The sequence below is a fragment of the Aminivibrio pyruvatiphilus genome (genome assembly GCF_004366815.1).
GTDB lineage: Bacteria > Synergistota > Synergistia > Synergistales > Aminobacteriaceae > Aminivibrio > Aminivibrio pyruvatiphilus.
Genome location: NZ_SORI01000009.1, coordinates 30,167 through 45,424, shown reverse-complemented (window position 1 = coordinate 45,424; position 15,258 = coordinate 30,167). Strand labels below are relative to the sequence as shown.

The window sequence follows — 15,258 nt, the reverse complement described above, 5'->3', positions numbered from 1 at the left end:
TTCCGGCTACACCACGAAATGAGTCAGCCAATACCTGGAATCGAATGTACCGAGCATGCCGAGCAGCATTGCGTGAAATTCCCGTTGGTCCTCGTACGGGGCACCAAACAATCCATACAGTTCATTCTCAATGGTCCCGAGGCTTCTTTTACCTGCGCACCGCAACAACAGCTCATACTCCAGCGGCGAGAGCGCCGTGCCGTCCAGCTGGGGAAATCCTTCCGAAAACGTCATGGCACGCCATAATTCAAAAGTCCGCTGGGGATAATCCCGGGAAAAATCCAGGGATTCCTCGAAGGGCTGTCCCTCGTTCAAAAACAGCACATAGTAATATTCATAGGCTCTGGGATTGGCTGAAATCTCCGCGAACCACCGGCTTCGGATTCCGTATTTGAATGCGGCTTCGAACTGCTTTCTCACCGCTTCCTGCTTCAGTTCGCGTTTTTTGATTTTCTGCTGCATGCTGCGGCGGATCTCTTTGTTGAGTGCCTGGCGATGGTGCATCACCTCAACCTGGCTGCATCCGACCGGCGTTACGAAGGGGTAGTCGTCCCCGGTCCGGCGGCCGGAGGCGTCATGGAGCTGCAAGCCGAATTTCTCCGGATGCTCCGAGATGTCAGTTCCCGGGTAGGCCCGCAAAAAACCGGTAATGATATCGATGACTCCGGGGGCCCGGTCGATCAGGGTCCGGATCAGCGAGGCGGTCGCCCCGTCTTTTTCCGCCGGCCCCCCCACAATGAAGTTCGTGGCGATCTGGGCAAGGCCGCAGCCGGCGGCATAGGTTACAAATTCAACGATGTCGTCGATTCTGACGTGCTTGTTGTACTGGTCGATGACATTCTGGTCCCCGGATTCTATCCCGATCTGCAGACGGATCAGGCCGGCATCGATCATCTCCGGCAGGATATCCATAAAGGTTTTGATGTGCCCCACATGACATTCACAGTACCAGACCAGATCCCGTTCTTTCCGCAGCTCCCTCATCCCTTCGCAGAAGGCTTGTATCCGCTCCCGGCTGAGGGTAAAGGTGTCGTCCATGATAATCAGGCAGCGCAGTCCGGGGTTGTTGTGCAGGTTGGTTTTGATTTCCTTCAGCACAAGGGGGATGCTTCTCAGCCGGACCTTCTGCTTTCCGGGGCTGGGGGCGCAGTAGGCACACCGGTAGGGGCAGCCCCGGCCGGTAAAAATCAAATTTCCGTAGGCGCGGTCTTTGTGCAGCGACGTATGGTAGGCCGGCAGCGGCAGGGTATCCAGATCGGCGATGATCTCAGGAGGGGTTTCCATAAAGACCCCGTCTCTGATTCCCGCCAGTCCCTTCACCTCGCCGACATCGCCTTCATCCTTCAGGACCGCATTGAGAAGCCTGGGCAGCGAGACCTCTCCTTCGCCCCGCAGGATAAAATCCGCACCGCTGCTTTCAAGAAACTCCCTCCCCAGGGCAATGCCCTGGGGGCCCCCCACAATAATGGGGATATTCCAGCGTTCCTTTATCTTCAGGGACAGGTCTTCGATGATCCGGACATTGTCGAAATCACAGGAAAAACCCACTGCCCGGGGCCCGTTCTTTTCTATCTCGTCCAGGAGATGCTCCGGTTTTCCATGAAAGACCACAGGTTCAAAACCGGCCTCTTCCAGGGCGCCCGCCAGGTAAAAGAGCCCCACATAATCATGGGTGCTGGTATCGTACTTTTTCGATACGTTGCAGAGAAGAATCTTCATCCCGTCACCTTTTCTAGTACGGAACCACGAGCAGCCAGTATTTTGCATCAAGGGCCTTCAGGGTTTCAATGATTCGCGCCATCAGCTCTTCCTCCGTTTCCCCGAACGGTTTTCCGAACCGGTCATGGAGGATCCGGGTTATGGCGGCGATGGTGCTCTTTCCTGTGGAGTATTTCAGCACCTCGTACTCAAAAGGCGACAGCGCCTCGCCCCTCACAAGGGGATAGCCCCTGGAGAAGTCCACATCGCGCCACATTTCGAGGAGCCGCTGCGGGCGCCACTCGGGCAGCTCCTCCGGCTTCACGTCCACTATGCGGCTGGCGGCGTCCCTGGCCAGCATGGTGTAATAGGGGGTCAGAGCGGGTTTATGATGGGCTATGATGTTGCTCCAGTATTTGGGCCCCCTGGAATTCAGGGATGAGCGGAAACAGCCCAGGATGTCCTCATGACCCAGTTCGCCTGTATCGAGCATTTTCTTCACTTCGTCCACAAAGCTCTGAAGGTACTCCTGGTACGCCGCCATGATCTCCCGCCTGTTCATGGTTTCGCTCTCCAGGAGCGGGTAATCGGAGTTGCAGGCCAACCCCTGCCTGTCAGTGATCTTCAGGCCGTATTTTTCGGGGTGCTGTCCGATGTCGGTCATCGGGTAGGGCATCACGATACTGGGGGATATTTCCATCATCCCCGGTCCGAGCCGCAGCAGCTTTGCGCCGAAGGCTTTGTTCTTCTCGATATGCTCACGGTTTTCAAAGGGGCCGCCCACCAGAAGGGCCCCGAAAACCTGCTGCACTCCGGCATCGTAAGCGGCTTTCACCACAATTTCCACCATTTCCGGCGTGATGTTTTTGCGGTAAATCTTCAGCATCTCCCGGTCGACAGTTTCAATGCCGATTTGCAGCCGGTTGAGACCAGCGTCCACCATATCCTTTATGACCTCCGGACGCCTGCTCAGGGAGGCCACATCGGCCTCGCAGTAGAACCGGAAGGGTCTGAGGACCTGAAGGGCCTTTACCTCCCGGCAAAATTCGTCCAGCCACGCGGGATTGGTGACCAGCGTATCGTCGCAGAAACTGAAGTACGTGAGTTCAGGATATTTCAAAAGGAAATGGCGCATTTCCGCAATGACATTCGCTACGCTTCGCTGCCGCATGGGGCGTTTGAGGGCGCCTTCATGACAGAAAGCGCAGTGGAAGGGGCACCCCCGGCTGGTCATGATGTACAGGTTGGAGCAGTCTATGGGGGTCATGCTTTTGTCATAGGCGGGGAAGGGCAGCTCATCCAGGTTTTCCACCGCCGGTCCTTCGCCCCTGTCGATGCACTCCCCTTTTTCGCCGATATAGAAAATCCCGGGAATACCGTCCAGGCTCCTGTTCTCCTGCAGGGCATCCAGCACCGCCGCCATGGCCAGTTCGCCTTCGCCCCGAACAATGGCGGTTGCCTTTGACCGGCGAAGGTACTCTTCATCCAGGGCGATGGATTCGGGGCCGCCGATCAGCACCGGAATCCCGCAGGACTCCGCAATGGCGGCGCAGGCCTTTTTGACTGCATGCCTGTTCTCGAAGTCCGCCGAGAAGCCGACGCAGCAGATTTCCCCGAAGGGAATGCGCCGGAGGTACTCCATGACCTCATCAGGCCGGCATTCGCAGGCCACGGCATCATACCCTTTTTCCTCCAGATAGCCTGCCAGCCCGTAGATCCCCAGGAATGCTCCGCTCCGGCTGTAACCGGCTATCTGCATGCCCATGGTCGATAGTTTGAACAGTATGACCTTATTTTTCACGGGGGGCTCCTCTGAGTGTTTTTGATTTTTCCATTCCCGATCGGCTGCTTTCGGCTTCAACGGGCCGGACAGCACGCACATTCCCGCCGCTTCCAGTTTTTTGACGGTTTCCAGCAGGTGCAGAGAGAACGCTTCAAAACTCCCGAAGTTCATTTGATATCCGGGGTAAAGCGCTTCCGCCATTTCAAGCATGGTCAGCTTGCCGGACGTGTATGTCAGGACTTCAAATTCAAAGGGAGAAAAGACAAATCCATTGAGGGCCGGAATTTCCGCCGAGAGGGCGGGCGTCAGCGAAAGCAGAAAGAGCCGCTGCGGGTGGGTATCGAACACGGCGGTGTCGTCATAGTCCCTGGTGAGCTTGTCTCCCCGAATCCGGGCCTTGTACTGGGCGTCGAAATAGGGGTATCGGGCGTACGCCAGGCTCTGCCACATACCGCTGAGACCGTAGCGTTCACTCAGCGCGTAACTTTGCAGGACGGTCTCGTCGGGGATTTCGCCGTCGCGGAACATTTTCCGCATAACTCCGGTCGTCCCTTCAAAAAATTCGTTCCGGGCCGCGCAGATTTCTTCGATGCCCAGGGACTTCGTCTCTATCACAGGGAAATCTCCCACCGAGGTGAGCGCCTTCCCGTCTTTCACGATAACGCCGAATCTTTCGGGGTCCCTCGACATCGCCGTTTCCGGGAAGGGCATGTAGAAGGTGCTGACCACTTCCACCATCCCCCTGCCTGCGCGTATCATTTCATAGACGGTGTCGAACGTATATGTGAGCGTTTCCCGGGTTTCCAGGGCGCCGCCGATGATGATGTTGCCCACAAGCTGGGGAAGTCCGGCCGCTTTGCAGATCTCGATGACTTCAAAAAAGCCTTCCCGTTTCACGTTCTTGTTGTAGATGTCGATGATGGGCTGGCTGCAGCTTTCAATGCCGATCTGCATCCGGACCAGGCCGGCGTCCACCATCATCTTCACGATATCGGGGTGGTTGATGACGACGTTGACATGGGCGTCGGCGAACCAGACGAAATCGTGCTCCTTCCGCAGCTCTTTCAGCTCTTCGCAAAAGGCGCGCACCCGTTCCCTGTTCAGGGTGAAGGTGTCGTCGCAAAAAAAGAGATACTTCACGTTGGGATTCTCCCGCAGGCGGCACCGGATCTCCTTCATGACACCCGCCACGCTGCGCTGCCGGACGTTTTTGCTGTTGGCCCCCTCATAACAGAAAGAGCAGTGGAAAGGACAGCCACGCCCTGTCATCACCGCCATATGATTGATGCCCCGGTGCTGGGCCGATCTGATGGTTCCCGAAATGCCGGGGATGGCGTCCAGGTCCTCGATGACCGGGTAGATCCCGTTGTCGAAGTATGCTCCGTCCTTGGTGAACGAACACATCCCGGGGATGGTCTCCCACAGGTCCCTCCGGTCTTCTTCCAGTGCGCGGAGGGCGGCGTGCAGTGAGTACTCCCCTTCGCCCCGCATGATCCCGTCAGCCCGGCTTGCCCGCAGAAATTCTTCTCCCTGCCCCACGGTCTGAGGGCCGCCGACGAGAACGACGGCACCGAAGCGCTCCTTGATCACCCTGGAAAAACTCTCGACCGCCGACTGATTCTCGTAATCACAGTATAATCCCACTACCGTATCCCGGCTGCAGCCCGCTGCGTTCAGGAATTCCAGCCCTTTCAGCAGCTCTCCTGAAAAAACGGCCGTTTCAATCCCCTGGCCGGTCATCATCTCCGCCAGCGACATAAGACCGATAGGCTCGATCTGTGTGATCGAATGGGTTCTCGTTCCGCGATGGATCAGCATCAGTCTCAGGTTGAACGTTTTCACACCGCGCCTCCACGTTTTATTTTTATGCATACCTGCTGCCGTGGCTTCACGAAATCACCCCGGCGATCAACAGGATCACCCGCATCTTCAGATATTGTCTGCAATAACCCCCTGTTTGCGGTGCCTCAGGGGCAGGGTGAGAATAACACCAGGTGACGCCGGCTCATTCCTTCAAGACAGACAGCCAGTTTCTCCGCCGAAACGGCCAGCTTCTCCGCCGTCTCCTTCACCGAATACACACCGGCATCCAGAAGAATATCCGTTTCCATATCGCTCAAGGCTGTGAAATCCACCAGTGAAAAATCCGGAACGCGCTGGATGACAAACCTTTCCTTTTCGGACGCTTCAAGCTCATGCCATTCCTTCAGAAGCCCCCGGTACCCGGTGAGGTTTCGATAGTAGCTCACCGTGACCGGGTTCCGGCCGTAAAGAAACTTCAGGTATCCTGCCGCAATGCCGTATCGAAAGGCCAGCTCGAAGTCGCGCCGGATCCGCCCCGCCGGAATCCGCCCGCTCGCGTACTGCTCTTTCATGGCGTTCGAAATGCGGGTGAGAAAGACGGAGCGCGCCCTGCAGATTTCCGGCAGGGATAACTCCCCCGTGCGGTTCACCGGAAAGTCCTCCAGGGAGGTGAGGCAGTCCCGGTCTTCCATGGCAATACCGAATTGCCCGGGATCATTGCAGATCCGGGTACCCGGCAGCGGCGTCAGAAAGGTGGTGGATAGATCCAGCATCCCCGGGGCAGCCTCGAGCAGGTCAAGGGCGAAGCGGGTGGTTTCCTCGAGCGTTTCCGGGGTTTCAAAGGCTCCGCCGATAATGAAATTTCCGGCGAGCTGGGGCAGTCCCTCCCGGCAGCAGATATCCACCACGTTCCTCACGTCTTCCGGGCCGGCCTGTTTCCCGTAGGCCTGAAGGACGGAATCAGCTCCGGACTCCAGACCGATCTGCATCCGGACCATGCCGCTCTCCATCATTTCCCTGATCAACTCCGGGCGTTTTGAAAGAAATCCCGGATGCCCTTCGCAGAACCAGACAAAATCATGGCTTTTCCGAAGGCGCCTCAATCCTTCAAGCAGCTCTTTCAGCCTCCGGGGATTGGCGGTAAAAGTATCGTCGCAAAAAAAAAGGTAGCGGGGTCTCCGGCTTTTCTGCAGCCGTGTTTCGATTTCGAACAGCACATGCTCCGCGGAGCGCATTCGCAAATTTTTTGAATTGCCCCCTTCGAAGCAGAACGCGCATCTGTACGGACACCCCCTGGCGGTAATCACGGACATCAGGGGCCTTTCGGCATACTCCAGCACCGCTTCATCCTGAGGCAGAGGGTACTGTGAGAAATCGTCCAGGTATATGTACTCCGGATTCTCATGGGGAAGGATTTCCCCCGGCACGGAGATTTCTTCTCCCCCGCTCCTCGCTTTAAGCCAGGCGAGCAGGGATTCTTCTCCCTCCCCCTTGATGATGGCATCGGCGCCGTAGGTTTCCAGATCCCTTTCCGTCATATGCAGGGTTTGCGGTCCGCCCAGGACCACATAAAAAGCATTCCCGGCGTCTTTTTTCAGATCCTTGATGATGGCCGCAACAGCCGTCTGATTATCGAAGTCACAGTAAAAACAGACTGCAAACAGTTGGTCTTTTCTTCGTCCGATGGTTTTTGCCACATCGGTGGTGATGCCGGTACAGGCTTTTGCGTCGAAGCCGTTGGCGTTGAGCTGGGCCGCCAGTGTCAATATCCCCAGATTCCCGATCATTTCAAAGGTTCGCCCAATGACCATCCGTTGGGTGTACACCAGCAAAACGATTGGGTTTTCTCTCATGGCTTCTGGTAGAGTATCCACTTGTTTTTTTCCATGGCATTCAGCGATTCTTCTGCCTGTCTGTAGAAATCAGGCCGGCACCCCGAAGGATCCAGCGCCGTTTTTCCCTGCTGAAGCACTTCCCGTTTTGAAAGTTTTCCGCTGCACAACGTGAGAAGGGTGAAATCCATTGTCTCCAGGGGGATATCGGCAATCTGCGGTTTTTCTCCGCTGACGTCTGTATGGAGCCACAACTCGAAGGTCCGGTGCGGAATGGCGTCTTCCCCGCGTGATCCCAGTTGGCTGCCGGGCACATACCCGCCGAAAACGCGCATTTTCCAGTAGGCGTCATCAATGGGCAGATTCTTGTACACATAATCGTTCCAGCGGGTGAACACTCCGTATTGACCGCCGTAACGGTACGCATCCAGAATCACCGCTTCGGGAATTCTTCCTTCGAGATAGATCTTCCGCATTTCATACTGGAGCCGCCTGTTGGCCTCAAGCCGAATCTGTGTCAGCTCCAGAAAATCCAGTGCAGCGGTTCCGGAAAGGGGAATATCTTCATTGCAGCAGTCGATGAGGTCCTCATAAATTTCCATTCCGAATTTTTGGGGATTCAGCGTGATCGGGGTCTGGGGAAAGGGGAGAAATGAGAAGTAGGCGGTTTCGAACTGACCGGGGGCCTTATACAGCAGTTCCATGATCAGATCTTCGGACTCCTGGACGGTTTCCCGGGTTTCGTGGGGTCCCCCCAGGATAATGTTGCCGGAAATTGCGTGAATCCCCGATTCAACGCAATGTTCAATGACGTCCACTGCCATCTTCCGCGTTATTTTCTTGTTGTAGCTTTTTAAAACAGCATCACTGCCGGATTCCAGGCCGAAAAAGATTTTTTTGAGCCCGGACTCCGCAAGATTCCGGGCCATGGCCCGGTGCCTGTCGATAAGAGAAATATGGGCGCTGGCAAACCAGACGAAATCATACTCTTTCCTGATTTCCCTGATCTCTTCGCAAATCCGGTCGACCCGTTGAGAATCCAGCGTAAAGGTGTCATCGAGAAAATTAATATATTTTATGTCCGGATTGCGTTGAAAATTCGCCCTGATTTCCTTCATCAGCGAGGAAACCGAGTGACGGCGGACCCGTTTGGCATTGGCCCCTTCATAACAGAAAGTACATCCGAAAGGGCAGCCCCGTCCGGTTAAAATGGGGAGAAGGGCGTAGTGTTTATAATCGCTGGTCAGGGTGATGTCAGGCCATGGGATATCATCCAGCGCCTCCGGCGGGGTTCTCGGGGATGTGGCAACAAAGTTCGAGGAGGCATCCAGAAACACTATTCCCTGAATCGCCTCCAGGGCACCGCGGTTATGAATGAAATACTCCATGAGTTCCGGAACCGTTTCTTCCCCTTCGCCGATGCAGGCGGCAGCAATGCCCGTGTCCTTCAAAAACCAGGCGTCCATGTCGACGGCCTGAGGGCCGCCTGCCAGCAGAATTACACCGGGGTACCCGTTTTTCACTTCCCGTGCAAGGATCTTCACCCAGTGAACATTGTCAAAATCACAGTAAAAGCCGATGACTTTCGGCCGGTCCTCGCTGTCCATGATCGCTCTCACGTAGTTCAGGGCTTCTTTTGCATAGCCCTGATACATCCGTGCCGTATACCCTTGTCGTGTCAGCAGCTGTATCAATATATTCATTCCCAGGTTGCTTCCGGGAATGTACCCGCTGACGTAGCGGTGTGTTTTAATCAGCAGCAGATCCACGTGTTCGCCTCCACCTGAAAACGGAGGCTGGATGGTTATCCAGTCTCCGTTTTCATTAACCTGGAAGGAGAAAACCCCTTCGCTACAATTTGGATGTCTGTACCGCAGTAAAGGCGTAATCCACGCCGACGATGCTCAGGCCCCCGGAAGCCTGATCCAGCTGCTCGTCGCTGAGCGGTGTGTTTTCCTGCGCCTCCTTGAAGGCAGCCTCGAACTCCGCCGCTGTGCAGGTGTACCCCAACTTTGCAACAACCGCATTAAATTCCGCTTCGGTTTTCGCTTCCCCCAGTTGCTTCGCCAGGCCTTCATCGGTTAAAACCTTTGCAGCCAATGCTTTTGCCCCGTCAATCGTCATATCTATTCTCCTTTGCTGGGTATTTTGGCTGAAGCATGGAATGCGTCAGCCAATACTTGGAATCAGGTTGATACAATACCAACCGATCAATTAATGAAAGAGCGTCCGGCTTTCACAAAAAACAGGTAACAGCCATTCATTTGCCGCCTGGCTTCTTTTCCCTGCGGCCATATACACTGTCCGTTTTTGACCTCGGAACAGGGGGGTTCCCGTACCGGAAAAACAGCTTCCATCGAGTCCTGTGAGGGCAAAACATCTACTGCCAAATGGTCCCCCCAATCGATTGAATATACTGAAACAGTATGTCAAGCCTGGGGAACATTGTCAATCAGCGGCTCTCTCCCAAATCCGCAGGTTTTCCTGGCAGAGGGAGTGTCGCCGGGCATAAGGTGAATTCGCCCCGCCAGGGGCGAAGAGATCATCCCCTGGGGGACAGCGCCCGGGCCGAGAAACCGACAAGGATGTCGGTTTCAGGTGCAGTTGTCAAGGACGACAATCTGCACCGGCGGCACAAGCGAGCACCGGTGACGCTCCCCGCTGCCTGCGGATTTAGGTCTCTGAATCGCTGAAGAACCGCGTTTTAAAAAACTCCGCTTTTTGAGCAGAATACGGCGTCTCCGTCAGCGATTTGATCTCTTTTTTGCACCGCCACTTTGCCTGTGGATGATTTTTCAGGCATCGTAACGTATGCAGCAGGCTCAGGAGATGCTTTCGATGTTTTTGTGACCCCTATGGATTCAGTGCTCACACAAAGAGATGTTTTTGTGAACCCTATGGATTCAGTGCTCCCACAAAGAGTAGAATGATCCCGAGGGACCGAAATCCATACCCTGCGAAAGTGACGACAAGGAGGCCCCATGAAATTTAGCATGTTCTTCGCCGCACTGCCTGCTTTTCTTTTTCTCTTTCCCTTGACGGCCTTCTCCGCGCCGCTTTCGGAGGCTCAGTACCTGGCCCTCGTGATGGAGCGAAACAACGACCTCGCCGCCGTAAGGCAGGAGATCGATGCGAGGCTTTTCTCCGCCCGGGCGGAACTTTCCGTTCAGCGCCCCTCGCTCGGGCTCTCCGCCGAGGCAAGCAAGTGGCTCGACCAGGAGCGGGGCGATCAGCAGATCGACCTCTCCCTCTCGCACCGCGTTAACCTCTCGGGAAGCTACGGACTCCAGGAGCGGGAGCTTCTCCTCGGAGTCGAGATTCTCCGGAACCAGTACGCCGACGCGGTCAATGAACGGCTCGCCCTCGCAGCGTCCGCCTACCGCAGGGCGGTGATGGCGGCGCTGAACCGGGAGGCCATGGAACAGATCGTGGCGAAACGCCGCGAATCGCTGCTCATCACCCGCGAGAAATTCGACAAGGAGCTTGTCTCCCTTCTGGAGCTGCTGCGGGCTCAGTCGCAGGTTGACGACGGCGAGGCGTTCCTCCTCCAGGCCCGCCAGAAGTACGAACAGCAGCTCGTCGAGATGAGCGCTCTCGCAGGGGGAGTTCCGGTAACGCCGGAGACCATGTTCCCCCAACTCGAGAAGCTGAGTCCCGCCGTGGACGAGACGAAGGCATGGGAGAGCCGCCCCGACGTCGCCTCGCTGATGCTCTCCAGGGAACGGGCCTCGGTGCAGCGCTCCCTCGCCGCGAAGGGGCTGTCTCCCTTCGTGGATCTCTCCTTGGGGCTGCGGGTTCTGGAAGACCTCAATTCCTCCATGGAGCGGGGCGGTGAGGTCTTCGTCCGCGCCGTGCTGACAGTTCCCCTGACGGACGGGGGGAAGACGGCCAACAAAACCGGGGCGGCTGAGTCGCTGCTCAAAAAGGCCGGGTACGAACTGGAGGCGAGGCGCGACAGCCTGAAGCGGGAAGCTGATCTTGTCCGCGAACGATGGGGGCGGGCGCTCGAAATCGTCGCCATCCGCCGCCGTCAGGCCGAACGGGCCGACAAGGAGCTGGAGATCGCCGAGATGATGTACCGCGAAGGGCTGGGATCCCAGCTTGACCTGATCACCGCGCAGGAAGCTGACCAGAAAAGCAGGACGGAGCTGATAAACGCAATCCAGGAATTATGGCTCGTCCTCGCGGAAGCCGACAGAGTAATGGGGCGATGGGTCCGGCAGGCCTTATAATAAGGCGTCACCACCACGTCCAGAAAACATCTTTCCCCTACTTTTTTACCGGCATGGACTGAATAAAGCACGAGAGCACCAGCCCCGCCGTCCCCATTCCGGCGACCAGAAGCACACCGAAAGAGCCGACTTCACCGCCCGCGCCGAATCCCCTGTATAAGAACGCCTGCCCGGCCGCGGAAGCCATTATGAAACCGCCGATCATGCCGACGAGAATACTGACCGTCATTAAAATGCCTCCGATTCCGGACATACCCCCTGCCGCCGGTATGTCCTCCTCATTCATAATATCGGTCCAGAGAAGATTCCATCCCTTGATCCTCGGGTAGAGGACAATCATCATGGGAATGCCCAGAACGATCGCAGGGATCGAGTTGTTCAGAAAGATAATGCTGCCGAGGGCGGCGAAGGGCACCATTCTCAGTACATCCAGCCCCCACGCGATCACCAGGGCGCATGCGAGCGAGCCGAGAACGGCGACGATAACAAACGCGGCGATCTTCCGTTTTGACTTCAGATCGGGCTCCCTGTCAGGCTTCGCGACCAGCCCCAGGTTGATCCAGAGCTTGTACGGCACGTAGGCGAACATGAAGTTCCCCACGAAACCGAAGAGACTGCCGGCACTCAGCGAGCCGAAAAAGTCGCCGGCGAGATTTCCTATGGCTGCCCCCCAGGCCCCTGCCGGGCCGAAAAGCAGTCCCATCGCCACAGGAAGGGCACTCGCAGGGCGAAACTCCGTGATACCCTGAATCAGCACGAATCCCTTGAAAGGGATCAGCAGAGCCGCGTACACAGCTGCGCAGAGCACCGCAAGCACAACCATCTTCATCTTCTTCCACATGGAAAACACTTCGTTCATTATGGTCACTCCCTCAAGATCACATACTATGCCCCGTCATTTCAGCGTCCCCATGAACTCACTCCGGCTGCCGCGTCCGGGGTTTCGGTCCCTCATAGCGGAAGCAGAGCATCGTGATGTCGTCCGACTGCTCCGCTTCGCCTGCGAAGGCCGAGATGCGCAGGCGCATCTCAAGGACAAGCGCCTCGCTTCCAAGGGAGCGCGTCTCCGAAATCCACCCGTCCATGACATCCTCGCTCAGCAGGGCTTCGTCAGCATTGAACGCTTCGGTCACTCCGTCGGTGAAGAGGAAGAGTCCCTCCCCCGGCTTCAGTCTTCCCGAACCTTCCTCGAACCGCATTCCCTGCATCGCCCCCACGAGAGGACCTTTTACCGGAGGAAGCGCCGCGGCGCCTTCGCTGCCGAAAAGTCTAGGGAAAGGGTGTCCTCCGCCGGCGTACCGGAATGATCCGTCCCGGAGATCCACCAGGACGAAGGAAAGGGTGACGAACATGCAGGCCTCGTTCCCCTCGACGATCCGGTCGTTCACCGCCGCCATCAGTTCCGCCGGCGAAGGGCATCCGCCTGAAGCCGCCGCCAGGGCCTTAACGAAGCTTCGCGTCACTGCCATGAAAAGGGCGGCGGGGATCCCCTTTCCGGAGACATCGCCCACGACGAGCATCAGGTGGTCTTCGTCAGTCTGGAAGAAGTCGTAGAAGTCTCCCCCCACCTCCCGGGCCGGTTCAAGGCGGGCGTAGAGGTCGATCCGGCCATCCTGGGGAAAGGGCGGGAAGGTTCGCGGAACGAGGCTCATCTGGATCGACCGCGCGATGTCCAGTTCGCTGGAGATTCGCTCACGCGCCGCCGTCTCGGCCTTGAGCCGGTCCAGGTGAAGAAGCAGGTTTTCCCTCATGGAGGCAAATGAGACGGTCAGAAGGGCCACCTCGTCCCGTCCGGAGGCCGGCGGGAGAGGCGCGTTCAGGTCGCCCGAGGAGAGCCGCTGCGTGGCGTCCTTGAGCCTGCGTATGGGTCCGCTGATCCTTCCGGAGATGAAGAAGACCATGAGGAGCAGGGCCATCAATCCGCCCAGGCCGAGGAACGTCTGCACCCGCCGAAGGCGGATGATGTCGTCCAGCACCTCCTCCTCGGGAAAGACGATGCCGAGCGACCATCCCATATCCCCCACGGGGCGAAAGAAGACCAGAAGCCTTCCGCGGAGAGGATCGTAGAGCGAGTGCACTCCGGTCTCCCCGCGTATCATGCTGTACCCCAGGGGGATCAGGTCAGGGCGGTTCTCCATCTCGGCGACGGTGAAGAGCGTCTCCCTCATGAGCAGCTCCCGGCGCGGGTGGGAGACGAAGGCGCCGTTCGAAGTCACCAGGAAGACGTACCCTTTGCCGCCCACCTCCATGGCCGAGATGATGCCGGCCAGCCAGTTCAGCTCCAGTGAAGCGCCGACCGAGGCCAGGTAGCGCCAGGAAGAATCGTAGACCGGAACTGAGTAGTTGACCATCATCGCTCCCGATCCGTCGTCGCCGAAGAAGGGCTCCGTCCAGAGGGGCTTCCCCATCTGGAGCGGGAGCTGGTACCAGTCCTGCACCGTCCAGTCAAGTTCCTGCGCGAGATCCTGGTAGAGAATCGAACCCCCTCTCCGGAAGACGATAGGGCAGAAGTTCCGCAGCAGCGGGTCCGCCGCCTGCTTCGAGAAGCCGATCGAGAGCCCGGAGACTTCGGAATGAGACTCCAGAAGCACTCTCATCATTTCGGGAATCTTCCCGGGAGAAGGATTGAAAAAGGTGAGCATGGAGACGAGATCACGGGTCACTGCCTCGGCCACGCGAGGTATCTGGCGGAACTTGCTCTCAGCGGCGTTGCCGAGATTCTCCATCCGGGCGGCGAATTCCTCCTGCAGGACAGCCCTCGACGTGGAGTAGCCGTAAAAAACGATGGCAAGAAAAATTGCGCCGACCCCCGCGATAATCATCAGGGAAAGCTTGGCCGCGATGGAAATTCCCCTGCGGCCGTCGGGAAAGAGGGGGAAGAGATGCTCCTTCATCGCCCGCCGGCCCCCGGAAAGAAAACGTCATAGGGAACCCGCTCCGTCATCTCGACGAAGACAGTCTCCATCATGTCAAAGGTGCGCTCGTAGTCTGCTTTGGAGAGCACCCCCGGAGTCCATCCCGGGGCGTCTTCCGGAAGGATCGACGGAAGGATCGTGTCGAGCATCCGGCGCAGAAGAAGACGGTTCACGATGTACCCTGCCTCGTCGGCCTTGCGGAGAATCAGCTCGACGGCCTCGTCGGGGTGTTCGGCGGCGTAGCGCCACCCCTCCAGCGAGGCCTCCCGCAGATCCCGGGCAAGACGGGGATTCCTTCGCCACGTTTCTTCCGTGCAGTAAATACCGTCCTCCGGGAAATCGTACCCCTCATCCCGGAGAGAGATCACCACGAGATCCTCGGGGCGGCGTCCGGCATGCAGAATTCGGATATACTCGTTGTAGCTCATGGCGGAGCAGGCGTCCACTCCTCCCCGCAGGAAGACCTCCACCGATATGAACTGGGGAATGATAACCGGCCAGATACCGTTGTCACTGAAGAGCTTCTTGTATCCGCCGGAAAAATGGTCTCCCCACAGGCTCATCTTGCGCCCGTTCAGGTCCCTGACCGAGCTGATGCCGCGGTTTTTGTACGCCACAATGAGCAGGTTCCCCCTGTTGACTATCTGCCCCACGTTCACCAGGGGCAGATCCTTCGAGCGATAGCGTATGCCCGCGGTGAGGAAGAGCGTCGCGAAGTCGGTCCTGCCGGAGCGCAAATCCCCTATGGCATCCACGTCGGAGCCCCCGCGCCGGATTTCCAGGTCGATGCCCCGGGCAGCATAGAAGCCCTTCTCCAGCGCCATATAGTACCCCGCGAACTGTGTCTGGGGGTACCATTGAAGGGTCAGAGTCGCCCTGGTCATTGCGGCAGCGTTCTCCTGCCCCTGCGCGCAGCCGGCGAACAGGAGAAAAAGAACCATGAGAAGCGGCAGACGACGGACGGCCCAAGAACCGGGAAACATCTGAGTCGCCTC

General features: G+C 57.5%; 9 protein-coding genes. 1 reads left to right on the top strand and 8 read right to left on the bottom strand.

Annotated elements, in window-relative coordinates:
• Positions 1-6 precede the first annotated feature (6 nt).
• From C8D99_RS08195 to C8D99_RS08175, 5 genes are all read right to left on the bottom strand, one after another.
• Positions 7-1,719: a B12-binding domain-containing radical SAM protein gene (locus C8D99_RS08195; RefSeq protein ID WP_166670086.1), complete on the bottom strand. Its 1,713-nt coding sequence runs from the start codon at positions 1,717-1,719 to the stop codon at positions 7-9.
• Positions 1,720-1,732: 13 nt separating this feature from the next.
• On the bottom strand, positions 1,733-5,323 hold the full coding sequence (locus C8D99_RS08190; RefSeq protein WP_166670085.1) for a B12-binding domain-containing radical SAM protein: 3,591 nt from the start codon (positions 5,321-5,323) through the stop codon (positions 1,733-1,735).
• A gap of 125 nt (positions 5,324-5,448) precedes the next feature.
• Positions 5,449-7,071 carry a B12-binding domain-containing radical SAM protein gene (locus C8D99_RS08185; protein ID WP_166670084.1) on the bottom strand — a complete coding sequence of 541 codons (1,623 nt, stop codon included), beginning with the start codon at positions 7,069-7,071 and terminating at the stop codon, positions 5,449-5,451.
• A 62-nt stretch (positions 7,072-7,133) separates the two neighbouring features.
• Positions 7,134-8,885 carry a B12-binding domain-containing radical SAM protein gene (locus C8D99_RS08180; protein ID WP_133957647.1) on the bottom strand — a complete coding sequence of 584 codons (1,752 nt, stop codon included), beginning with the start codon at positions 8,883-8,885 and terminating at the stop codon, positions 7,134-7,136.
• An 82-nt stretch (positions 8,886-8,967) separates the two neighbouring features.
• Positions 8,968-9,240, bottom strand: coding sequence for a Nif11-like leader peptide family RiPP precursor (locus tag C8D99_RS08175; protein WP_133957646.1), 273 nt, complete (start codon positions 9,238-9,240; stop codon positions 8,968-8,970).
• Between the two features lie 857 nt (positions 9,241-10,097).
• Between C8D99_RS08175 and C8D99_RS08170 the strand changes: the two genes are divergently transcribed.
• Positions 10,098-11,348, top strand: a complete 1,251-nt coding sequence (locus tag C8D99_RS08170; RefSeq protein WP_133957645.1) for a TolC family protein — start codon at positions 10,098-10,100, stop codon at positions 11,346-11,348.
• A gap of 37 nt (positions 11,349-11,385) precedes the next feature.
• Here C8D99_RS08170 and C8D99_RS08165 read toward each other — a convergent pair whose 3' ends face one another.
• The 3 genes from C8D99_RS08165 to C8D99_RS08155 are packed head-to-tail and all read right to left on the bottom strand — an operon-like array spanning position 11,386 to position 15,246.
• Positions 11,386-12,207 (bottom strand): QueT transporter family protein, encoded by an 822-nt coding sequence (locus tag C8D99_RS08165; protein WP_133957644.1) that lies wholly within the window; start codon positions 12,205-12,207, stop codon positions 11,386-11,388.
• Positions 12,208-12,265: 58 nt separating this feature from the next.
• Complete coding sequence (locus C8D99_RS08160) at positions 12,266-14,242, bottom strand: SpoIIE family protein phosphatase (RefSeq protein ID WP_133957643.1); 1,977 nt, start codon at positions 14,240-14,242, stop codon at positions 12,266-12,268.
• Positions 14,239-15,246, bottom strand: coding sequence for an ABC transporter substrate-binding protein (locus C8D99_RS08155; protein WP_133957642.1), 1,008 nt, complete (start codon positions 15,244-15,246; stop codon positions 14,239-14,241). The genes C8D99_RS08160 and C8D99_RS08155 overlap by 4 nt, the downstream gene beginning before the upstream one ends.
• Positions 15,247-15,258 lie beyond the last annotated feature (12 nt).

Coding starts and splice junctions, on each gene's coding strand:
- C8D99_RS08175 (WP_133957646.1), bottom strand. CDS start 9,240: ATGACGATTGACGGGGCAAAAGCATTGGCTGCAAAGGTTTTAACCGAT.
- C8D99_RS08165 (WP_133957644.1), bottom strand. CDS start 12,207: ATGAACGAAGTGTTTTCCATGTGGAAGAAGATGAAGATGGTTGTGCTT.
- C8D99_RS08185 (WP_166670084.1), bottom strand. CDS start 7,071: ATGATCGGGAATCTGGGGATATTGACACTGGCGGCCCAGCTCAACGCC.
- C8D99_RS08170 (WP_133957645.1), top strand. CDS start 10,098: ATGAAATTTAGCATGTTCTTCGCCGCACTGCCTGCTTTTCTTTTTCTC.
- C8D99_RS08195 (WP_166670086.1), bottom strand. CDS start 1,719: ATGAAGATTCTTCTCTGCAACGTATCGAAAAAGTACGATACCAGCACC.
- C8D99_RS08155 (WP_133957642.1), bottom strand. CDS start 15,246: ATGTTTCCCGGTTCTTGGGCCGTCCGTCGTCTGCCGCTTCTCATGGTT.
- C8D99_RS08160 (WP_133957643.1), bottom strand. CDS start 14,242: ATGAAGGAGCATCTCTTCCCCCTCTTTCCCGACGGCCGCAGGGGAATT.